This is a genomic window from Paenibacillus sp. UNC496MF, assembly GCF_900113915.1.
Classification (GTDB): domain Bacteria; phylum Bacillota; class Bacilli; order Paenibacillales; family Paenibacillaceae; genus Paenibacillus_Z; species Paenibacillus_Z artemisiicola.
Genome location: NZ_FORE01000012.1, coordinates 48,152 through 68,914 on the forward strand (window position 1 = coordinate 48,152; position 20,763 = coordinate 68,914).

Genomic DNA, 20,763 nt, shown 5'->3' on the forward strand with positions numbered 1-20,763 from the left:
GGCATTCTCCTCGACGGTTAAATTTTGGGCGAGCGGTTTCCGGAGCGGTCCGAACGGGACGATTCAGGTGCGCCTGACGAAGAACCGGATCTTGTCGTTGCGCATGAAATCGTACGAAAGAAAGATCGGCGCCCCCTTGGCGTCATAATGCACTTGGATGAATTTAAGCAGGGGGGAGTTGCTTACTTTCAGCCGATAGGGCAGCATGTCCTCGTCGGTCACGGCGCAGAGCTCCATCAGCGCTTCCGCGACCGTAATGCCGTACTTCTGGCTCAAGCATTTCGTCAGGGAGCCCGGCTCGAACTTCTCCGGGAAATCGACCCCGACGATGCGTTGGGGCAAGATGTTTTTGGAGTACACCACCGGCTCGCGGTCGGCCGTTCGTATTCGGTCGATGACGAAGACGACGTCTTGGCTGCCGAGATCGAGCAGTTGGATCTCCTGCGCGTCGGGCTTGCGTTTGAAAATCTGCACCTCCAGGTCGCCTTCGGTCAGATTGGCGTTGCGGATCAGCTCGGTAATGCTGGAAAAGCGATTGATGGTGCTTTTCATGTGCTGACCCTGCCGGCGGACGTAATAACCCGAGCCTTGGATGCCATGGACGCGTCCAAGCTCGATTAATTGCTTCAGCGATCTGCGGATCGTCTCGCGGCTGACGCCGAAGCGGTCGCTCAGCTCCCTCTCCGTGGGCAGCCGTTCGCCTTCCATGAAGAGTCCTTGGTCGATTTCTTTGCCGAGGATCGCGCAAATCTCTGCGTAACGGTTTACCATCGCGGGCTCCATTCGTTCCTTTGTCGTGGCCGCAACCGAGGATGCTCGGCCTGCTACCAGCATAGGCGGCGAATGTTAGTCGGGAATAAAACAACGTGCGGCGAATGCTAACGGCAGGTTAAGCTTCGATTAATTGGTCTAGATCAATAGACCGGATTTCTTGGGCGAAAAGCCCGAAACGCCGGATTATAAGGCGGATTCATTGAACGCAGCGGCTAGGCGAGGCGTAAATTGGTCTAGAACAATTCGGAGCGGGGACTTCGGACCGGCGCTTCGGCCGAGGGCAGCTTCGCCACGGTCCTCAAATCAAAGAGCCCTCGCCTTGGTTGATCGGGCGAGGGCTCTTGGTTTATTTTTTGAAGGATGGCGGCGCGTATCGCGCGGATGGGATGCCGATCGATTCGCGCGCTGCGCGAACGCGGTTACCGGGACTCCTGGCGCCCGTCGAAATAAACGCCCGTCTCCAGGTCGTTCACGAACTGCTGGAGCCACTCGTAGTAGCTTAACGCGTGCTTCAGCTTGTGCAGATCCTCCAGACAGAGCTTCCGTTCCTCGTCCGAGGTGTTCAGCTCCAGGATCGTTTCCGACAAGGAGGGGATGACCTCCTCGATCGCGTGCTTCATGACGTCGATTTCGCGCTGCAGCTTCGTCGTGAAGAAGGACTGGAACGCCTTGAAGAAGTTCGTCTCCGCCACGTAGAGGTCTTTCCGCGCGTCTTTCTCCTTAAGCTTGGACACCATCTTGGATTCGATCAGCGAGCGGACGGCGTAGCTCATGTTGCTCTTGCTCATCTTCATGTCCGCCTGCATTTCCTCCAGGGTCATGGGCCGGTCTTCGAAAAACATGATGCCGTACAGCTGCCCGAAGGTGTAGTTGACGCCGTACAAGTCCATCGTCTGCGCGATGGCGTCGACGACTTTGGCCCGAAGCTGCTCGCGGGACGAGGCCGGATCGTTCAATCTGCCTGCCGTATCTTTCTTCATCGTTCCTCCTCCAGCCGTTCGTCTCTACCCTGCATTTTACATAAAATTCAACCCGATTTCACGTTGGGATAACCTTTCTTGAAAAAACTTAACGTACAATAATTTTTGAAAATAAGACGATTAGTTCGATAAAACACCATTATTCCGCAAATTATTAAATATTTATTGAACGATAGGAGGTTTGTATGCGAAAAAAATATTTTATCTCCGAGGGCAAGGCCCTGCTGTTCACGCTGCCCGCGATGATTCCGCTCGCGCTGTTCTGGTTCTTCCCGCTCGCGTACGTCGTGTACCTAAGCTTCATGGAGTGGGACTTCATGAGCCCGGCCAAGACGTTCGTGGGGCTGGACAATTACGGCGGGCTGTTCGCCGACCCGGCGTTCTACCAGTCGCTCCGCGTGTCCGTGCTGTTCTGTCTCGGCAGCGTGCTGCCGATCATCGCGATCGGCCTCGGCCTCGCCCTGCTGCTCACGAGCAAGCTGAAGGGAGGCGCCGTGTACCGCACGCTGATCTTCTCGCCCTGGGTCACGCCGACGGTCGCGGTGTCGATCGTGTGGTCCTGGATTTTCGAGCCGGAGGTCGGGCTGGCCAACAGCGTGCTGAAGGCGTTCGGGGGCGGCGGCCTTCGCTGGCTGGAAGATTCGCACTGGGCGCTCGTCGGCGTGCTGCTCGTGACCGTCTGGAAATCGGCGGGCTGGGCCATGGTGTTCTACCTGGTGGCGATCCGCAATGTGCCGAACGACCTGAAGGAAGCGGCGGAGCTGGACGGCGCGGGCGCCTGGCGCAAATTCGCGCACGTGACGCTGCCGCTGATCTCGCCGACGACGTTCTTCCTGATCATCGTGCAGATGGTGCAGGCGCTGCAGGCGTACGACCAGATCAACGTCCTGACCCAGGGCGGCCCGGCCGGATCCACGCGCACGCTGCTCTATCTATACTACCAGTCGGCTTTCACGTCGTTCCAGATCGGACAAGCGTCCGCCGTCGCGATCACGCTGGTCGCGGGCTGCGCGCTGCTGTCGCTCGCTTCCGGCTTGGTCGGCCGCAGAGCCGTTCATTATTAGGATTAATCCGACTTTCGGACAGGAGAGGAGCATTCGCATGTCAGCTTGGAGGAAGCTGGGCGCATCCGCGCATTATCTGATCGTTGCCGCGCTGGCGCTGCTCATGGCGTTTCCGTTTTACTGGATGGTCACGAGCGCGCTCAAAACGAACGACGAAATCTTTCGATTTCCCCCGACCCTGTGGCCGCACGACCCGATGTGGAGCAACTTCCGCGACGCCTGGACCGCCGCGCCGTTCGCCCGGTACATGGGCAACAGCATTTTCGTCGCCGCCGCGATCGTCGCGATCCAAGTCGTCAACTCGGGGATGATGGCGTACGCGCTCACGCACATGAAATTCCGCCTGAAGGGCGCGTTCACCTTGCTCATTCTGATCGGCTACATGATTCCGGCGACGGCGGTGTATTTGCCCGGCTACATCATTCTCGGGAAGCTGCATCTGCTGAACACGTACGGCGGATTGATTCTGTCGAACTGCGTGAGCATCTTCTCGATCTTCCTGGTCCGGCAATCGTTCCTGCAGGTATCCCACGAGATGGTCGAGGCCGGCCAGATCGACGGGGCGTCGCACGTCCGCATCTTGTGGACGGTGCTCATACCGCTGACCCGGGCGTCCTTCGCCGTCCTGGCGCTCATCACGTTCATCGAGCAGTACAACAACTACTTCTGGCCGATGCTCATCACGAAGGACCCGAATTTGCAGCTCGTGTCGGCCGGACTGCGGAGCTTCTTCGTGGAAGGGGGTGCGTACGGATTGAAATGGCCGCTCATCATGGCGGCCAGCGCGTTCACGATCGCGCCGCTCCTGGTCATCTTCGTGCTGACGCAAAAGACGATCATCCAGAGCGTCAACCTGTCGGCGGGCGCCAGCAAAGGCTAGAATCGAAAGCAAAGGCTAGAATCGAAAGCAAAGGCTAGAATCGGAAAACAAAGGATAGGTTCGAAAGCAAGCGGGAACAAGCGGCAAACCCGAGAGCGTGAGAGGCAAGCAAGAGGGAATCGGAAACGCGCCCGAAAAAAGAAAAGGTGGAGGAAATGAACATGGTGACGATGAAATCAACAGCGGCGGGTCTTTTGTTAACGTCTTTTCTGGTGCTGACGGCATGCGGCTCGGCCGGGAGCGGGAACGGGAACGGCAACGCGGCCGGCTCGAACGGCCAGGAGCCGGCGAACAACGCGGCGAACGCGCAGCCGGCGAACGAGTCGTCGGACGCATCCGCCGGGAACGCGGCCGAACCGGCCAAGGAACCGGTCGCGATCGAATTCTGGTACGGACTCGGCGGCAAGCTGGGCGAGAACATGCAGAAGCTGATCGACAAGTTCAACGCGTCCCAGCAGGACGTCATCGTGAAGCCGGTCGTGCAGGCCGACTACAGCGAGACGGAGAAGAAGCTGCAGGCCGCGATCGCGTCGGGCGACGTGCCCGCCGCCGTCCTGTCCTCGAACGTCGACTGGGCGCGCAAGGGCTATTACGCCCCGATCGACGATCTGCTCGCCGCGCTGCCGGACTTCAATAAGGACGACGTCGTCCCGACCTTCCTCGAGCAGGGCCAGGTCGACGGCAAGCAGTATTTCCTGCCGATGTACGGCACGACGCAGGTCATGTACTACCGCAAGGACGCGCTCGAGAAGAGCGGCATCAAGCCCGAGGAGCTGACCACGTGGGAAGCGCTGGCGAAGGCGGCGGACAAGACGGCGGTCAAGAGCGGCGGCAAGACGACGTTCTACGGCTGGGAGCCGATGTGGGGCGCGGACAACATGATCGACGCCGCGTACAGCAAGGGCGGCAAGATCCTGAGCGACGACGGCAAGACGGTCCTGATCGACTCGCCGGAATGGATCTCGACGTGGGATTTCTTCCGCAAGGCGATCTTCGACGACAAGACGATGCGCATCCACTCCGGCGGCCAAGGTTGGGAATATTGGTACCAGACGATCGACGACGTCATGAAGGGCCAAGCGGCCGGCTATACCGGTTCGAGCGGCGACCAAGGCGACCTGGACTTCATTCAGCTGGCGGCGATGGAGCAGCCGGGCTGGGAAGGCGCGGGCCCGGGCAAGCCGGTCGCGCAGGCCATCCTCGCGGGCATTCCGGCGAAGGCGAGCCCGGAGCAGCAGAAGGCGGCGCTGGAATGGTTCGCGTTCTTCATGAGCCCGGAGAACACGGCGTTCTGGTCGATGAACACGGGGTATATCGCGGTTCGCCAGTCGGCGCTGGACGATCCGGCGTTCGTCGCGTTCAGCAAGGCGAATCCGCAGAGCACGATTCCGCTCAAGCAGGCGGCGCACGCGTCCAAGCCGTTCCAGGATCCGACCGGCGGCAAAATCACCGACGCGCTCAAGGTCGCGGCGGACAAGCTGCAAATCTCGGGCGAGCCGGCGGAGAAGGTCCTGAAGGAAGCCAAAGCGACGGCCCAGCGCGAGCTGGACAAACTGAACAAGTAAAAGGAGGGCCCGCGCATGGCGCTATTGCGCGCAGCGGGCGCAGAGGTTCCGGTTCAAGCGATTTTGTTCGACAAAGACGGCACGCTGCTGGACTTTGTGTACACGTGGGGGAACTGGAGCGAGCAGCTGCTCGCCCGGTTCTCTCATGAGCTTGAAGCGAGGAAACTGCGGCCGATCGAAGTGGATTCGGACACATTATGGGGAACCCGCCGCTCGGCGGACGGGGAGATTAGGGATTACGACCGCAACGGACCGCTCGCGATGGGGACGGTCGGCGAATTGCTGGCGGTGCTGACGTGGCAGGGCTACCGGTCGGGGCTCTCTTGGGCCGAGGCGAAGGTGCTCGCCCGGGAATGCGCCACGTACGCCAATGAGCGGCTGGCGCAGGCCCGGACGGTGAAGCCGTTGGAAGGCGTCGCCGCGTTCCTGGCGCAATGCCGCCGCGCCGGCCTGGCGCTCGGCGTCGTGACGGCGGACGAGACGGAGACGGCCCTCGAGCATCTCGATTGGCTGGGATTCGGGCATTATTTCGACGTCTGCGTCGGGGCGGACCAGACGGAACGCGGCAAGCCGTTTCCGGATATGGTCGAGCTGGCGTGCGGGAAGCTGGGGCTGCCCTGCTCGCGGGTCGCGGTCATCGGCGATACGAACGGCGACATGCGCATGGCCAAGGCGGCCGGCGCGGCGCTTGCAATCGGCATTGCCGGGCCGGCCGGCGCGGACGCGGAGCTGCTGGCGGACGCGGACGCGATGATCGTCGCCTACGGCGAGCTTGCCGTCCTGGAAGGCGAATCATGAGAGGGGGAAACGGCATGGGGTGGCTGCTGCTGGGCCTCGCGATCGCGCTTGAGCTGTCCGGCACCGTGTCCATGAAGCTATCGGAAAGCTTTACCCGCGTCGTGCCTTCCGTGTTGATGTTTTTGTTTTACGGAGCGAGCTTTACGCTGCTCAATTTCGCGCTCGGCTACTTGGAAGTCAGCTTGGTATACGCGGTGTGGTCGGGCGTCGGGATCGTGCTCATCGCGATCGCCGGGTATTTCGTGTTCGGGGAAAAGCTGCCGATGTCCTCGCTGCTCTGGATCGGCGTGATCGTCGCCGGGGTCATCGGCTTGAATATAAGTCAAAACGGGCATTGACGAAGGGAGCGAGCGAAACGATGGAAGCGAACGGTCCGAAAGCGCAAGGAGACGCGCGGTCCGAGGAGCGGCTGCTCCGGTTTCAAGTCATCACGGATACGCATGTCCGGGCGGACGGGGGCCATCTCTACAATCGCCGCCTGGCGCGGGCGCTGGCGGATATCGCCGAGACGGCGCCGGACAGCGCCGGCATCATGCACGTCGGGGACGTGACCGATCACGGGTTCCCGGACGAATACGCTGCGTTTCGGCATATCTGGGACGCGCACCGGGCGCGGCTGCCCGAGCTGCGGCTGACCATGGGCAACCACGATGTCGGCCTGGGCGAGAGGGAATCCCGCATCGCGAACTTCTTGTCCGCGACGGAGATGCCCGCGCCGTATCACGACCATTGGATCGAGGGGGTACATTTTATTTTCCTCGGCACCGAGACGAACCACGAGCTGCACGCGTCGTTGTCCGGCGAGCAGCTCGCCTGGCTCGCGGCGAAGCTGGACGAGGGCGCGTCTTCGCGGCTGCCCGCGTTCGTCTTCCTGCATCAGCCCTTGCTGGACACGGTGGCCGGCTCCCGGACGGGGCAAAACTGGCACGGCGTCGTGCAGGACGCGGAGCTGAAGGCGGTGCTCGCCCGGCATCGCGGCGGCGCGATCCTGTTCTCGGGCCACACGCACTGGGAGATGGAAGCGGCGCATAACCATTTCGCGGGGGACGAGGCGCTGCCGCCGATGTTCAACGCCGCTTCGGTCGCGTACCTGTGGACGGACGCGGACGAGCGCAAGGAAGGCAGCCAAGGCTACGACGTCGAGGTGTACCGCGACCGCGTCATCGTGCGCGGCCGGGACTTCGAGCGGGGCGCCTGGATCGCGGGCGCGCGGTACGAATTGGCGTATCCGCGGCCGTAGGCGCGCGGCCGCGGCCGGGTTATAATGGTGGCGAACGAGGCATGCATGCACATACGACATCGGGAGGACGGACGCTTATGGAGGATCCGCGGCTGACCGCGTTGTTCCGGAAGCTGACGCGCGGCACGGCTTGGGAGGCGCGGGCCGAGATCGGCCTGCAGTTCGACAACGGCCACGCCCAAGGCATGATCCGGATCGGAGAACTGTATTACTTGTCCTCGGTCGAGCTGACCGAGGTCCCCGTTCGCGAGGCGAACCGGGCGGACGGACACGACCGTTCGCCGGGCAAGGGGATCGGCCGCCTGTTCGTCTTCGACGGCGCGGGGCGGCTCGTGCGGGAGACGACGCTCGGCGAGGGCGACCAGTACCATCCGGGCGGCCTCGATTACGACGGCGAAAGCCTGTGGGTGCCGGTCGCCGAGTACCGGCCGAACAGCCGGGCGATCGTCTACCGCGTGGATCCGCGCACGCTGGCGGCGGAGGAAGCGTTCCGCGTGCCGGATCACGTCGGCGGCGTGGCCTGCGACGGCCGAAGCGGCCGGCTCGTAGGCTATAGCTGGGGCTCGCGCGTCTTCTACGAGTGGGACCGGACGGGGCGGCTGCTGCGCGCGAAAGCCAACGGCAGCCACTTCGTCGACTACCAGGACGGCCATTACGCGGGCGGCGGGCAGCTGCTCCTGAGCGGCATCGCCGAGCTGCCGGCGCCGGGACTTGCGAGAGCCGGGGCCGCGCCGTACGAGCTGGGCGGCTTGGCGCTGATCGACCTGGATACGCTCTCGGCGGTCCATGAAGTGCCGGTCGCGCTATATTCGCCCGGAGGCCACGTGCTGACGCGCAACCCGGTCTTCCTGGAGCGCGCGGGGGACCGGCTCCGGCTGTACGCGGTGCCGGACGACGGCCGCGGGGCGCTGCTGGCGTACGAGAGCGAGCGCCTGGAGCCGGACGGCGAAGGCGAAGACGCAGAGCCGCCCGCAAGCGGCGATTCGGCAGGGCAGGCGTGAAACGCAAAAAGATGCCGGAGGCGACCCGGCATCTTTTTTGCGTGTATGGCGTGTATGGCGTGTATGGCGTGTGTGGCGTGTGTGGTGCCCGATCCGCGGTCTTGACGCGCGTCCGCCGGTCGGCCTTACGCGCTCGCCGATTGCGCCTCGCGTCCGCCGTTCGCAGCCTTGCGCGTTCGCCGGACGCGCCATACGTCGCCGGCGGTGCCGTTTCCGCTATTGACCGCGCTGCTCCACCAGCTTCGCGACTTCCACGATGACCTCCGTCGCCTTCTGCATCGTCTCGAGGGAGACGTATTCGAACTTGCCGTGGAAGTTCTCCCCGCCGGCGAAAATATTCGGCGTCGGCAGGCCCATGTACGACAGCTGGGAGCCGTCCGTGCCGCCGCGGATCGCCTTCACGATCGGCGCGATGCCGAGGTTCGTCATCGCTTCGTGGGCAATGTCGACGATGTATTTGACCGGCTCGATTTTCTCGCGCATGTTGTAGTACTGGTCCTTCAGGTCGAGCACGATGCGGTCCTCGCCGTACGTCTGGCGGAACTCATCGGCGATCGCTTCGACGGTCGCCTTGCGGTGCGCGAAGAGCTCCTTGTCGTGGTCCCGGATGATGTAGACGAGCTTCGTCTGTTCCGTGTTGCCCTGAAGCGAGATCAGATGGTAGAACCCTTCGTAGCCCTCGGTAAACTCCGGCGCTTCGCCCGCGGGCAGGCGGTCGTGGAACGCCATGGCGATTTTGGCGGAATGGATCATCTTGCCCTTCGCCGTGCCGGGATGCACGTTGACGCCCTTGAACGTCAGGACCGCCTGGGCGGCGTTGAAGCTCTCGTACTCCAGCTCGCCGAGCGGGCCGCCGTCCATCGTGTAGGCGAAGTCCGCGCCGAAGGCGGGCACGTCGAACTTATGCGGGCCGCGCCCGATCTCTTCGTCCGGCGTGAACGCGACGCGAATGCGGCCGTGCTTGATCTCCGGGTGTTGGACCAAATACGCCATGGCGGTGACGATCTCGGTGATGCCCGCCTTGTCGTCGGCGCCGAGCAGCGTCGTGCCGTCGGTCGTGACGAGCGTCTGGCCTTTGTAGGTAACCAGCTCCGGGAACTCGCGCGGCGACAGCACGATGTTCAGCCCGCGGTTCAGCACGATGTCGCCGCCGTCGTAGTTCTCGACGATCTGGCGCTTGACGCCGGCGCCGGTGAAGTCCGTCGCGGTGTCCATGTGGGCGATGAAGCCGATCGTCGGCACGCCTTCCTTGTCCGTGTTCGCCGGCAGCGTCGCCATGACGTAGCCGTTCTCGTCCAAGGTTACTTCCGTCAGGCCGATCTCCTTCAGCTCGCGCTCGAGATGCCGCGCCAGGTCCCATTGGCCCGCGGTGGAAGGGCAGGTATCGCTGTCGTCGTCGGATTGGGTGTCGATCGTTATGTATGAAGTGAATCGGTTCAACAGTTCTTCTTTCATGGTCGCACGCTCCTTTGCGGTTTCATTTCCCTCCTATCGTACCACAAGTTATAATGAGAAGTATAAGAGCGGACACGGCAGACGGTTGATGGATTCCCCGCGAGGGACGGGGCGGAAGCGGGCAGAACGAAGAGCGGCTTACAGGGAGGCCGGAAGGCATCCGGGAAGAAAATCGGAAGAAACGCCGGAAGAAGAAGTCGGAAGAAGAAGTCGGAGGAAGAATCGGAAGAAGAGTCGCCACGTCGGATTGCGAAAAGTAGGAAAGAAGCAGACCATTCAATCGGCAAGGGAGTCCTGCGCTTGCGTTACTTGAGTCCATATTTGCGGCGGTTCGGCAAGCCGTTCGCCGCGGCGATCCTGTTTTTGACGCTGGAAGCGCTTTGCGACCTGCTGCAGCCGACGCTCATGTCGCGCATCATCGACGTCGGGGTGCAGAACAAGGACCTGAATTACGTCTTCCGCTTCGGCGGATACATGCTGCTCGTCACCGCGTTCGGAGCGGTGGCCGCCACGATGCGCAACGTCATCTCCAGCCACGTGTCGCTCAACTTCGGCACCAAGCTGCGGTCGGACCTGTTCCGCAAGATTCAGACGCTGAGCTTCACGAGCATCGACAAGTTCGACCGCGCGTCTCTCGTCACCCGGCTCACCAACGACGTCACCCAGCTGCAGAACTTCACGAACGGCCTGATGCGGATCTTCGTCAAGTCGCCGCTCATCTGTCTCGGCAGCCTCTTCATGGCGATCCGGCTGAATCCGCCGCTGTCGGTCGTGCTCGCCGTCGTCGTGCCGATGGTGGCGGTCCTGATCGTCTGTAACATGCGGATCGGCTTTCCGCTGTTTTCGCGCGTGCAGAAGGCGCTCGACCGGCTGAACGGCGTCTCCCGCGAATACTTGTCCGGCGTGCGCGTCGTCAAGGCGTTCAACCGGTTCGAGTTCGAGACGGACAAATTCGGCGGCGTGAACCGGTCGTACCGGGAGATCACCACGCGCGCCATGCGGATGATGTCCGTCTTCGGCCCGGGCATCATGCTGACGGTCAACTTCGGCATCGTCGCGGTCATCTGGCTCGGCGGCCACCGGGTCGACGAGGGTCACATGCAGGTCGGGCATATCATCGCGTTCATCAACTACATGACGCAAATCCTGTTCTCGCTGCTCATGATCTCCAACGTGTTCAACCTGTTCGTCCGGGCGAAAGCGTCGTCGGAGCGGATCGGCGAAGTGTTCGCGGAGCGCGACGACATGACCTGGAAGGACGGCGCGGCGGCCGAGCCCCAGGCGGCGGGCAGCGTCTCGTTCAAGGGCGTGTCGTTCGCGTACGGCGGCACGGATGCCGTGCTGCGCGACGTCACGCTGGACTGCCGGCCGGGCGAGACGATCGGCATCATCGGGTCGACGGGCTCGGGCAAGACCACGCTCGTCTCCCTCATTCCGCGCTTCTACGACGCGGCTGCCGGCACGGTGGAGGTCGACGGGACGGACGTGCGCGACGTCGAGCCGAAGCGGCTGCGCGAGAGGATCGCGATCGTGCCGCAGAAGACGGTGCTGTTCACCGGCACGATCCGCGACAACCTGCTCTGGGGCAAGGAGGACGCCACGGAAGAGGAAATGGTCCGGGCCGCCAAGATGGCGCAAGCCCATGAATTCATCGCCGCGTCTCCCGACGGCTACGACACGAAGCTCGGCCAAGGCGGCGTCAACCTGTCCGGCGGCCAGAAGCAGCGCTTGTCCATCGCGCGGGCGCTCGTGCGCCAGCCGGCGATTCTGATCCTCGACGATTGCACGAGCGCCGTCGACGCGGCGACCGAGACGCGCATCAAGGCGGCGCTGCGGGAATACGCCGAAGGCTTGACCTGCCTCCTGATCGCGCAGCGCATGACGTCCGTCATGGACGCCGACCGGATCGTCGTGCTCGACAACGGCGAGATCGTGGGATCCGGCAAGCACGACGAGCTGATGCGGACCTGCCGGACGTACCAGGAAATCTACCGGTCGCAGACCGGCAAGGAGGCGAGGGCGAATGTCTGAGCGCGACGAAAGCCAGCGCGGGCAAGCGGGCGGCGGCGCGGGAGCGCCTTCCGGCCCGCCGCCGATGGGCATGGCCGGCCGGGGCCGCCCGGGACGCGGCGGCCCCGTCGTCAAGCCGAAGAACCTGAAGGCGACGCTCCGGCGCCTCTGGTCGTATTTCGGCGGCGAGCGGAAGCTGCTGACGGCCGTCTTCGTCATCATCCTCGTCGATTCGCTCATCATGCTGGCGGCGCCGTACTTGATCGGCCGCGCGATCGACGCCATGACCGCGAACGCGGGGGGCGTCGACTTCGGCGCGCTCGAGCTCGCGCTGCTCGCGATGGTCGTCTCCTACGTCGCCGACGGCGGGCTGACGTTCGCGCAGGGCTGGCTGATGGCCGGCGCTTCGCAGCGGATCGTCGGCCGGCTGCGCGCGGCGCTGTTCGAGAAGCTGCACAAGCTGCCGATCCGGTTCTTCGACACGCGGACGCACGGCGACCTGATGAGCCGGATGTCCAACGACATCGACAACGTGAGCAATACGGTCGCCCAGTCGGCCGCGCAGGTCATGACCGGCTCGATCTCCATCGCGGGCGCGCTCGTGATGATGCTCGTCCTGAGCCCGCTGCTGACGCTCGCGAGCCTCGTCACGGTGCCGGCGGTCTACTTCCTGACCCGCTCGATCGCCCGCTCGACGGGGCCGCTGTTCAAGGATCAGCAGAATAAGCTCGGCCTGCTGAACGGCCATGTCGAGGAGACGATATCCGGCATCGAGATCGTCAAAGCGTTCAACCGCGAAGGGAAAGCGATCGACGAGTTCGAGGCGATCAACGCGGAGCTGTGCGAGGTCGGCATTAAGGCGCAGATTCGTTCCGGCTTCCTCATGCCGATCATGAACGTCATCAACAACCTCGGCTTCGCGGCCGTCGCCATCGTCGGCGGGCTGCTGGCGGTGAACGGCCATATCACGGTCGGGGTCATCGCGAGCTTCCTCAGCTATTCCCGGCAGTTCGTGCGGCCGCTCATCGACTTGGCGAATCTGTTCAACATGCTGCAGTCCGGCGTGGCGGGCGCGGAGCGCGTGTTCGAGGTGCTGGACGAGGAGGAGGAGCCGGCGGACCCGCCGGGCGCGGTCCGGCTCGCGAATCCGCGGGGGCACGTCGTGTTCGACAACGTCTCGTTCGGCTACCGCGCGGACCGGCCGATCCTGCAGGGCGTCAGCTTCGATTCGGCGGAGGGCACGAGCACCGCGCTGATCGGGTCGACGGGCGCGGGCAAAACGACGATCGTCAACCTGCTGACGCGGTTCTACGACGTGACGGGCGGCTCCATCGCGATCGACGGCCGCGACATCCGCGCGTACACGAAGGACAGCCTGCGGCAGGCGTTCGGCATCGTGCTGCAGGATACGTACCTGTTCTCCGGCACGATCCGGGAGAACATCAAGTACGGCAAGCCGGACGCCACGGACGCGGAGATGGAGCGGGCGGCGGCGCTGGCGAACGCGGCGCCGTTCATCCGCCGGCTGCCGCAGCGGTACGACACGGTGCTCGCGGAGAACGGCAGCAACCTGAGCCAGGGGCAGCGGCAGCTGCTCGCGATCGCGCGCGTCATTCTCGCGGATCCGTCAATCCTCATTCTCGACGAGGCGACGAGCAGCATCGATACGCGGACCGAGCTGCACATCCAGGACGCGCTGAAGGGCGTGCTGCAGGACCGCACCAGCTTCGTCATCGCCCACCGGCTGAACACGATCCGCGACGCCGACACGATCATGGTCATCGACCGCGGCAGCATCGTGGAGCGCGGCTCGCACGACGAGCTGATGGAGCGGCGCGGCGTGTACTACGACATGTTCACCAATCAGTTCGGCGCGGTGCTAAGCGGCGGATAACGGCCGGCCGGCGTCGCGTTAAGGGCTGGCAAGGCTGGCAAGGCTGGCAAGGTGAAAACAGCGCAGCTTCGCGGTCATTGAACGGATAGAAGAGACGTTTCCCGGGCGGCGCCGCTTGGGGAGCGTCTTTTTTCGCTCGCGTCACGGCTTTGGGCGGGGGGCGAGGCGGCTGCACGGGACCGATGTCCTGTTGCAGGCAGCCTTCGGGGCGGTATGATGAGGAAACGATGGAAAGTACGAACGACGGAAAAGGAGCATGAAAACCAATGGAAAACGAACGGATCGCCAAACAAATCGCGTTCATTCGCGAGATCGACGGCTTGAAGCACGTGCTGCGCCAAGCCTACCTGATGAACGGCGAGCGGCGCGAGAACGACGCGGAGCATACGTGGCACATCGCCGTCATGGCGCTGCTGCTGCAGGAGCACGCGGCGGACGCGGCGCTCGACCTGAAGAAGACCGTGCACATGCTGCTCGTGCATGACCTGGTCGAGATCGACGCCGGCGACACGTTCGCCTACGACGTTCAAGGCCACGCGGACAAATGGGAGCGCGAGGTCGCCGCGGCCAAGCGGATCTTCGGGCTGCTGCCGGAGGACCAGCGGGACGCCTGGATGGCGCTGTGGCTCGAATTCGAGGAAGGCCGGACGCCGGAAGCGAAGTATGCCTTGGCGATGGACCGGCTGCATCCGGTCTTGCACAATTTCTGCACCGAGGGCAAGGCGTGGCGGGCGCACGGCGTCCGCGCCGACGCCGTGCGGAAACGCATGGCGATCGTCGCCGAGGCGGCGCCGGGCCTGGGGGGCTTCGTTCATAGCTTGCTGGAGGAAGCGGTGGCGAAGGGGTATTCGGCTGGGCACGCGCCCGGGGGACGGGGCGCAGGCCGGGCCAGTGGATCAAGGCAGGTGTAAGGCAGGTCCGACATGTCAAAAAGCCGAACGCAACCGCGTTCGGCTTTTTGTGTTGGCGTTCGAGGCGCGCCGTACCTGCGGCGGCGCCTCGCATCCGCGCAGGCCGGAGGAGCGTCCGCACCGGCGGAGACCCTCGCGTCCGCGGGCCAGGCTTACGCCGGATCGTTCGCGGCTTGCGCGCGGCGGGCAGCGTGTCGGCCGCGGACGGCGATGACGCTGAGCAGGCTGATCGCGATCATGGCCGCGCCGGCGAACAAGGCCGGCACGATGTGATCGCCGAAGTCGGCGGGGGTCCGGACGGCGGCGCCGGATTGGAACACCAGCCCGCCGATGGCGATGCCGAACACGCCGCCGAGCTCCCGCATCGCGTTGCTCATGCCGCTGGCTTCGCCCGCGGCGGATTCCGGCACGGAGGAGAGCAGGCCGTGGGAGAGCGGCGTGAAGCTGAGCCCCATGCCGGCGCCCGCCATCATCATGAACGGCAGCATGTAGCCGAACGGGAAGTCGACGCCGAGATTCGCGATGAGCAGGCCGAACCCGAGCAGGGCGCCGGTTTGCAGCAGCAGGCCGGTCGTCAGGACGGCGCGGGTGCCGAGCTTGCCGACGGCGAGGCCCGCAAGCGGGGCGGCGAGCATGGTGCAGCCGGTCCAGGCCATTTCGCGGACGCCGGCTTCCAGGGCGGAGAAGCCTTGGGCTTGCTGCAGGAACAGCGTGAGCAGGAAGATGGCGCAGAAGATGCCGGCGTTCATCCAGAAGCCCGCGATGACGAAGCTGCTGTATTTCGGACTGCGGAACAGCTCGAATTGGACGAACGGCCGCTTGCGGCTGCGTTCCCAGAGATAGAACAGCGCGAGGAGCACGACGCCTCCGGCCAGCAGGGAAATGACGGTCGCCGAGCTCCAGCCGTCGGTATTGCCGCGTTCCAGACCGAAGACGATGCCGAACAGGCCGGCGCCGAGGAGCGCGATGCCGAGCGGATCGATCGGCTTGCGATCGCCGCGCGTTTCCGGAAGCCAGCGCATGCCGAGCAGGAAGGCGACGATGCCGACGGGCACGTTGACCCAGAAGATCAGCTGCCAAGGAGCGCCGTTGACGATGAGGCCGCCGACGAGCGGGCCGACGGAGAGGCCGAGCCCGGAAATGCCGGACCAGATGCCGAGCGCCGCCGCCCGTTTGTCCGGGGGAAACGCGCCGTTGACGAGCGTCAGGCTGAGCGGCACGATCGCGGCGCCGCCGACCCCTTGCAGCGCCCGGGCGAGGATGAGTTGAATGGAGCTTTCGCTGATGCCGGACATGGCGGAGCCGAGGGTGAACAGGACGATGCCGGTCAGGAACATGCGCTTGCGGCCGAACCGTTCGCCGAGGACGCTGAACGGGATGAGCAGGACGGCGAAGGCGAGCGTGTAAGCGTTCATGAACCATTCCAGGTCGGACATGCCGGCGTGGAACGACTCCTGAATGGAGGGGAGCGCGACCCCGATGACGAGATTGTCGAGCATGGCCATGAAGAGCGCGGCGCACGTGACGACGAGCAGTTTGACGCGGGACGAGGTGAACATGGAACGAAACACTCCTTTATGAGGTTGATTATTGAATCCATAAATGACAGGCAGGGCTGCTTTTGCGCCTATTTTTATTTATGGATAACTAAATAAGCGGATAAAAAAAGAGATGACATTGGCGTCGGCAGGGCTGCGGATAAGAAACGGAGGACTGACCTAGGAGTGGATGTGACGCCGACTTGGAGAAGAGAGTTAATTTATCGATAAATAAATCAAGGCGCCAAAAGAAACGTGGAGTTTATTTATTGATTAATAAACAGTTGTGCTAATAAAAAGCAACGGGATTGCGATTTCCGCTGCTTTCAACGATGCACTCAAGAACCGGGGTGTTCCGGGTCTTCGAGCGCTGCGTACTTCTCGGGAGCCTTGTCGCGCCAACGGCATAGGTGCGGCAGGTCCAGCGTTTCCGACATGGCGATCAGGAGGCCGTGGCCGATGAAATTGCTCGCCTTGTCCGCGGCGTCCTCGAGTCCGGCCTGCTCGAAGCGGGCTTTGACGCGTTCGTAGATCGTGCCGAATTCCTTGCGGGTATAGTCGCGCACGGCGGTTTCGGGCGTGGTGTACGACATCATGACGAGCAGGATTTCGTCGCGATGGTCCCAGAGCAGGTCCACGAACGCCTTGCCCATCGTTTCCTGCAGCTTCTCGGGCGGCGCCTGCACGGCGGCGAAAGCGTTGACGATGCGCCGGTAGGCCCGGTCCAGCACGGCGAGGTAGAGAGCTTCTTTGGACTTGAAGAAATGAAAGACGTAAGGCTGCGTCACGCCCACGGATCGGGCGACTTCGGCGGTCGTCGTCTTGTAGTAGCCGTTTTCCGCGAACAGCGCCGCGGCGGCGTCGAGAATCTGTTCTTTGCGGTTTTGGGCGGCTTCTTCTTTGGCTGTCATGGCGTGGGCGGCTCCTTAAGCGATATTTATTGACTAATAAATAAATACCATATCGAGGAAGCGATTGTCAAATTTTTTTTGAGAGTTCGTCCAAACCAATCGCCAAGGTTATGCTCCCGAAGTAGCGCATGCTGCATGTCCCTATTCGAGGAAGCGGGCGCATGCTGCATTCCCGACCTCCGTCGGTACACGCAAACCAAGCGCCTTGCGCCAAGCTTATGCTTCCGAAGCAGGCGCATGCTGCATTCCCTGACTTACGCCAGTGAACGCAAACCAATCGCCATATTTGGCGTTTTGAAGGCGCATGCGCTACACTGGAAGCATAGGCCATTTATTTGATTAAGGAGGATTTTTTACATATGAGCCCAGACAACGTCTATACCGGCGACAGCCGGGTCATTCGGTTTTTCGAGGAACTGTCGCGCATTCCCCGCGGATCCGGCAACGAGAAGGCGGTCAGCGACTTCGTGGCGGATTTCGCGCGCGCGCGGAACTGCACGGTGCTGCAGGACGACCGGCATAACCTGATCATCCGCAAGCCGGCGGCGCCCGGGTACGAGCGCGCGCCGATCGTGATTTTCCAAGGCCACCTGGACATGGTCACCGAGAAGAACAAGTCGACCGTGCACGACTTCACGAAGGATCCGATCCGGTTCAAAATCGACGGCGACATGATTTACGCGCAGGGCACGACGCTCGGCGCGGACAACGGCATCGCGGTCGCGACGGCGATGACGATCATCGATTCGCCGGACATGGCGCACCCGGAGCTGGAGATCCTTCTGACGACGGAGGAGGAAACGAGCATGGGCGGCGCGTTCAAGCTCGACGCGTCCCCGCTGAAAGGCCGGATGATGATCAATTTCGACTCCGACCGCGAAGGGATTCTGTTCGTGAGCAGCGCCGGCGGCATCAACGCGTACCATACCGTGCCGCTGGCGTGGAAGGAAGCGGGTTCGTTCGCGGGCGAGCCGCACACGATCGCCGTGCAAGGGCTGATGGGCGGCCACTCGGGCGACGACATCATCCATGAGCGCGGGAACGCGAACAAGCTGCTCGGCCGCGTGCTGGACGACCTGCGCCGCCATGCCGCGTTCGAGCTGGCGGGCGTCGGCGGCGGGATGAAGGTCAACGCCATTCCGCGCGAAGCGGAAGCGGCGGTGTACCTCGACGCCGCGGCGAAGGAGGCGGTCGAAGCGCGGATCGCGGAGCTGAACGCCATTCTGCGGGACGAGTTCCAGGCGAGCGACAAGGGCGTCTCGATCACGCTGCAGGCGGGCTTCGATGCGGGCGACTCCGCCGGAAGGGCGTTCGCGGACGACGTGAAAACGGCCGTCATCCGCTTGCTGGCGCTCATTCCGAACGGCGTGCTGAGCATGGACAAGGCGATCGGCAACCTCGTGCGCACGTCCTCCAACCTCGGCGTCGTGTCCGTGAACGAGACGCATGTCGTGATGCAAAGCTTGGCGCGCAGCTCCGTGCGCTCGCAGACCGACGACGTTGTGCGTACGATGGCGACGCTGGCGGAAGCGGTCGGCTGCGAGTTTCGCACGGACCACTATTTCCCGGGCTGGCCGTACCGCGCGGACTCCAAGCTGCGCCCCGTGATCGAGGCGGCATACGACAAGCGCTTCGGCAAGCCGATCGAGATCAAGGCGATCCATGCCGGCCTCGAATGCGGCGTGCTGATCGAGAAAATGCCCGACCTCGACGCCGTCTCCTTCGGGCCGAACATGTACGAGATCCACACGCCGGACGAGCACCTGTCGATTTCGTCGGTGGAGCGGACGTGGGCGTTCCTGGAGGACGTGCTTGCGGCGTTGAAAGGGTAAAACGCGATGAACCGCCGGGGGAACCCGGCGGTTTTTTTGTTGGCGGGCGGCTCGGCGGTGTCAGTCGGCGGTTCCGCCGGACGTTGCCGGACCCGGGAGCCGCTATTTGGCGGAAGTCGCGCAATTCGCGAGTTTCGCGGCCGCCAGAGCCGTTAATGGCGTGAAACACCGTGCGCGGCACCACTTTAGGCCCTAATAGCGGAACGAATGGCCGCGAAATACGCAAAACCGGCCGAAAACGCAAAATAGCGGCGCTGGTGTCCGCTTGGCGGGCCGCTCGGCGGTTCCGCCGCCGGCTCCACGACCTCGGCCCCCAACCCGAAAAGCCTAACCCCGGCGCCGGAAGCATCCGGCCCGGGGTTAGGCTTTTTTCAGGCCACGTATGCCGCTACTGCGCCAGCTCCCCGAGGCGCGCGAAGATGGCGAGCGCCGGGTCGATCGGCACGTCGGCGCCCTTCACGTCGGCCGGGATCGGAATCGTCGGCGTCGGGCGCGGCCGGCGGTTGCCGAACTGCGGCAGCCATTCGCTTTCGGCGTCCAGCATCTCCGTAACCATGTCGCGGATTTCCTTGAGCGTCAGCACGGAGGCGGTCAGCGGATCGAGCGCGATCGCCTGCACGACGGTCTCGGGATCGCCGGACTTGGCGGCCAGGACGGCGAGCCGCTGGACGTTGATGTTCGTCTGGTTCAGCGCGGCGCATTGCGGCGGCAGCTCGCCGACGATCGTCCGGTGGATGCCGGTCCGGTCGGCGTACACGAGCCCTTCCGCGCAGCAGTCGTCCGGCAGATTCTTGATCATGCCGTTGTTGCGCAGGTTGCCGCTGAATTTGAACGGCTTGCCCGTCTCGAGCGCTTCGATGATGTACGCGCAATATTCGATGCTCCGCGGCGGCAGCTCGGACGATTCGTCCGTCAGGAGGTCGGATTCCTTGTACTTGCCCGCCACGTAGATGCACCAATTGTAGTACGCGCCCGATTCGCCGCCGAACGCGGGCTCGTCGCAGTACAGGTCCAGCGCCTTGCGGCTGTGGCGGAACCACGGCACGTATTCGGACAGATGGCCCGTCGACTCCGTCATGAAATAGCCGAAATGCCGGAACACTTCCCCGCGCACCTTCTCGTTGACGTAAAATTCCGGCTGCTCGAACTTCTCGCGCAGGAGCGGGTAGAGGTCCCGGCCCTCGTGCTCGATCCGGAGAAACCAGCCCATGTGGTTGATGCCGCCGGTCACGAAATCGATCTCCTGCTTCGGCACGCCGGTGTAGCCGGAGATGAGATCGAGCGTCGTCTGCACGCCGTGGCACAGGCCGACGTATTGGATGTTCGTTTCGCCGAGCGCCCAGCAGATCATCGCCATCGGGTTGACGTAATTGAGCAATATCGCGTTCGGGCACAGCTCCTCCATGTCGCGCGCGACGTCGAGGATGACGGGGATGCTGCGCAAGGCGCGGAAGACGCCGCCCGGTCCCAGCGTATCGCCGATGCATTGGTCGACGCCGTATTTGAGCGGAATCTTGTAGTCGAGCTCGAATGCGGCCAAGCCGCCGATCTGGAAGGAGCAGATGACGTAGTTCGCGCCGGCGAGCGCTTCGCGGCGGTCGGTCGTGATCGAGACCGCGGCCTTCAGGTTGTTATGCGCGATGACGCGGTCGATGTAGGCTTTCACGTGGGTCGTCTTGTTCGTGGACGGCGCCATGAGCACGAACTCGGTTTCTTCGAGCGCCTCGGTGGCCATGATGTCCAGGATCAGCGTTTTGCAGAAGACGACGCTGCCGGCGCCGATGATGGCGACTCTTCTCATACGAACACCCCGTTCTTTGGAATGGTAAATAAAAGGAGGAAGCATGGGCTTGCGGGTGGTACGGGTCTCCGCTCGCTGTGGTCATCGGATTACTCATTAACACGATTCA

17 protein-coding genes are annotated in these 20,763 nt (G+C 63.4%); 11 read left to right on the forward strand and 6 right to left on the reverse strand.

Going from position 1 to position 20,763, the window contains the following annotated elements; translation table 11 throughout:
* Positions 1-63: 63 nt before the first annotated feature.
* Together BMZ79_RS21570 and BMZ79_RS21575 are read right to left on the reverse strand one after the other, a co-directional pair.
* The gene (locus BMZ79_RS21570; protein WP_177222259.1) at positions 64-771 is read right to left on the reverse strand and encodes a GntR family transcriptional regulator; all 708 of its coding nucleotides are present in this window, start codon (positions 769-771) and stop codon (positions 64-66) included.
* Between the two features lie 422 nt (positions 772-1,193).
* Positions 1,194-1,754 (reverse strand): GbsR/MarR family transcriptional regulator, encoded by a 561-nt coding sequence (locus BMZ79_RS21575; RefSeq protein WP_090643724.1) that lies wholly within the window; start codon positions 1,752-1,754, stop codon positions 1,194-1,196.
* A gap of 185 nt (positions 1,755-1,939) precedes the next feature.
* On the opposite strand from BMZ79_RS21575, the gene BMZ79_RS21580 reads away from it, so the two are divergent.
* The 7 genes from BMZ79_RS21580 to BMZ79_RS21610 all read left to right on the forward strand — a co-directional run bounded on the left by BMZ79_RS21580 (position 1,940) and on the right by BMZ79_RS21610 (position 8,302).
* Positions 1,940-2,818: a carbohydrate ABC transporter permease gene (locus BMZ79_RS21580; protein WP_090643727.1), complete on the forward strand. Its 879-nt coding sequence runs from the start codon at positions 1,940-1,942 to the stop codon at positions 2,816-2,818.
* 37 nt (positions 2,819-2,855) lie between these two features.
* Positions 2,856-3,698, forward strand: coding sequence for a carbohydrate ABC transporter permease (locus tag BMZ79_RS21585; protein ID WP_090643729.1), 843 nt, complete (start codon positions 2,856-2,858; stop codon positions 3,696-3,698).
* A gap of 194 nt (positions 3,699-3,892) precedes the next feature.
* Positions 3,893-5,263, forward strand: a complete 1,371-nt coding sequence (locus BMZ79_RS21590; RefSeq protein WP_371263769.1) for an ABC transporter substrate-binding protein — start codon at positions 3,893-3,895, stop codon at positions 5,261-5,263.
* Positions 5,264-5,278: 15 nt separating this feature from the next.
* Complete coding sequence (locus tag BMZ79_RS21595) at positions 5,279-6,061, forward strand: HAD family hydrolase (protein ID WP_090643732.1); 783 nt, start codon at positions 5,279-5,281, stop codon at positions 6,059-6,061.
* Positions 6,058-6,399: a DMT family transporter gene (locus BMZ79_RS21600; protein WP_090643734.1), complete on the forward strand. Its 342-nt coding sequence runs from the start codon at positions 6,058-6,060 to the stop codon at positions 6,397-6,399. Before BMZ79_RS21595 ends, BMZ79_RS21600 begins: the two co-directional genes overlap by 4 nt.
* A gap of 20 nt (positions 6,400-6,419) precedes the next feature.
* Positions 6,420-7,301 (forward strand): metallophosphoesterase family protein, encoded by an 882-nt coding sequence (locus BMZ79_RS21605; RefSeq protein WP_090643737.1) that lies wholly within the window; start codon positions 6,420-6,422, stop codon positions 7,299-7,301.
* Between the two features lie 77 nt (positions 7,302-7,378).
* Positions 7,379-8,302: a DUF6454 family protein gene (locus BMZ79_RS21610; RefSeq protein WP_177222260.1), complete on the forward strand. Its 924-nt coding sequence runs from the start codon at positions 7,379-7,381 to the stop codon at positions 8,300-8,302.
* 216 nt (positions 8,303-8,518) lie between these two features.
* On the opposite strand, the gene pepT is transcribed toward BMZ79_RS21610, so the two are convergent.
* Positions 8,519-9,757, reverse strand: coding sequence for a peptidase T (gene pepT, locus BMZ79_RS21615; RefSeq protein WP_090643739.1), 1,239 nt, complete (start codon positions 9,755-9,757; stop codon positions 8,519-8,521).
* A gap of 300 nt (positions 9,758-10,057) precedes the next feature.
* Between pepT and BMZ79_RS21620 the strand changes: the two genes are divergently transcribed.
* The 3 genes from BMZ79_RS21620 (at position 10,058) to BMZ79_RS21630 (ending at position 14,572) form a co-directional block, all read left to right on the forward strand.
* On the forward strand, positions 10,058-11,788 hold the full coding sequence (locus BMZ79_RS21620) for an ABC transporter ATP-binding protein (RefSeq protein WP_090643741.1): 1,731 nt from the start codon (positions 10,058-10,060) through the stop codon (positions 11,786-11,788).
* A 64-nt stretch (positions 11,789-11,852) separates the two neighbouring features.
* On the forward strand, positions 11,853-13,661 hold the full coding sequence (locus tag BMZ79_RS21625; protein ID WP_090644393.1) for an ABC transporter ATP-binding protein: 1,809 nt from the start codon (positions 11,853-11,855) through the stop codon (positions 13,659-13,661).
* 266 nt (positions 13,662-13,927) lie between these two features.
* Positions 13,928-14,572, forward strand: coding sequence for an HD domain-containing protein (locus BMZ79_RS21630; protein ID WP_090643744.1), 645 nt, complete (start codon positions 13,928-13,930; stop codon positions 14,570-14,572).
* 152 nt (positions 14,573-14,724) lie between these two features.
* On the opposite strand, the gene BMZ79_RS21635 is transcribed toward BMZ79_RS21630, so the two are convergent.
* Both BMZ79_RS21635 and BMZ79_RS21640 read right to left on the reverse strand, forming a co-directional pair.
* Complete coding sequence (locus BMZ79_RS21635; protein ID WP_090643746.1) at positions 14,725-16,131, reverse strand: MFS transporter; 1,407 nt, start codon at positions 16,129-16,131, stop codon at positions 14,725-14,727.
* Between the two features lie 317 nt (positions 16,132-16,448).
* Entirely contained in the window at positions 16,449-17,021 is a 573-nt protein-coding gene (locus tag BMZ79_RS21640) for a TetR/AcrR family transcriptional regulator (protein ID WP_090643749.1), read from the reverse strand.
* A 359-nt stretch (positions 17,022-17,380) separates the two neighbouring features.
* On the opposite strand from BMZ79_RS21640, the gene BMZ79_RS21645 reads away from it, so the two are divergent.
* Positions 17,381-18,853 (forward strand): aminoacyl-histidine dipeptidase, encoded by a 1,473-nt coding sequence (locus BMZ79_RS21645; RefSeq protein WP_090643751.1) that lies wholly within the window; start codon positions 17,381-17,383, stop codon positions 18,851-18,853.
* 388 nt (positions 18,854-19,241) lie between these two features.
* Here BMZ79_RS21645 and melA read toward each other — a convergent pair whose 3' ends face one another.
* Complete coding sequence (gene melA / locus BMZ79_RS21650; protein ID WP_090643754.1) at positions 19,242-20,654, reverse strand: alpha-galactosidase; 1,413 nt, start codon at positions 20,652-20,654, stop codon at positions 19,242-19,244.
* Positions 20,655-20,763 lie beyond the last annotated feature (109 nt).

Bases quoted from the DNA above. Each gene is read 5' to 3' on its own strand.
- BMZ79_RS21575 (WP_090643724.1), bottom strand. From the start codon at position 1,754: ATGAAGAAAGATACGGCAGGCAGATTGAACGATCCGGCCTCGTCCCGC.
- BMZ79_RS21600 (WP_090643734.1), top strand. From the start codon at position 6,058: ATGAGAGGGGGAAACGGCATGGGGTGGCTGCTGCTGGGCCTCGCGATC.
- BMZ79_RS21625 (WP_090644393.1), top strand. From the start codon at position 11,853: ATGGGCATGGCCGGCCGGGGCCGCCCGGGACGCGGCGGCCCCGTCGTC.
- BMZ79_RS21580 (WP_090643727.1), top strand. From the start codon at position 1,940: ATGCGAAAAAAATATTTTATCTCCGAGGGCAAGGCCCTGCTGTTCACG.
- BMZ79_RS21570 (WP_177222259.1), bottom strand. From the start codon at position 771: ATGGTAAACCGTTACGCAGAGATTTGCGCGATCCTCGGCAAAGAAATC.
- BMZ79_RS21585 (WP_090643729.1), top strand. From the start codon at position 2,856: ATGTCAGCTTGGAGGAAGCTGGGCGCATCCGCGCATTATCTGATCGTT.
- BMZ79_RS21605 (WP_090643737.1), top strand. From the start codon at position 6,420: ATGGAAGCGAACGGTCCGAAAGCGCAAGGAGACGCGCGGTCCGAGGAG.
- melA (WP_090643754.1), bottom strand. From the start codon at position 20,654: ATGAGAAGAGTCGCCATCATCGGCGCCGGCAGCGTCGTCTTCTGCAAA.
- BMZ79_RS21630 (WP_090643744.1), top strand. From the start codon at position 13,928: ATGGAAAACGAACGGATCGCCAAACAAATCGCGTTCATTCGCGAGATC.
- BMZ79_RS21640 (WP_090643749.1), bottom strand. From the start codon at position 17,021: ATGACAGCCAAAGAAGAAGCCGCCCAAAACCGCAAAGAACAGATTCTC.
- BMZ79_RS21595 (WP_090643732.1), top strand. From the start codon at position 5,279: ATGGCGCTATTGCGCGCAGCGGGCGCAGAGGTTCCGGTTCAAGCGATT.
- BMZ79_RS21635 (WP_090643746.1), bottom strand. From the start codon at position 16,131: ATGTTCACCTCGTCCCGCGTCAAACTGCTCGTCGTCACGTGCGCCGCG.
- BMZ79_RS21645 (WP_090643751.1), top strand. From the start codon at position 17,381: ATGAGCCCAGACAACGTCTATACCGGCGACAGCCGGGTCATTCGGTTT.
- pepT (WP_090643739.1), bottom strand. From the start codon at position 9,757: ATGAAAGAAGAACTGTTGAACCGATTCACTTCATACATAACGATCGAC.
- BMZ79_RS21610 (WP_177222260.1), top strand. From the start codon at position 7,379: ATGGAGGATCCGCGGCTGACCGCGTTGTTCCGGAAGCTGACGCGCGGC.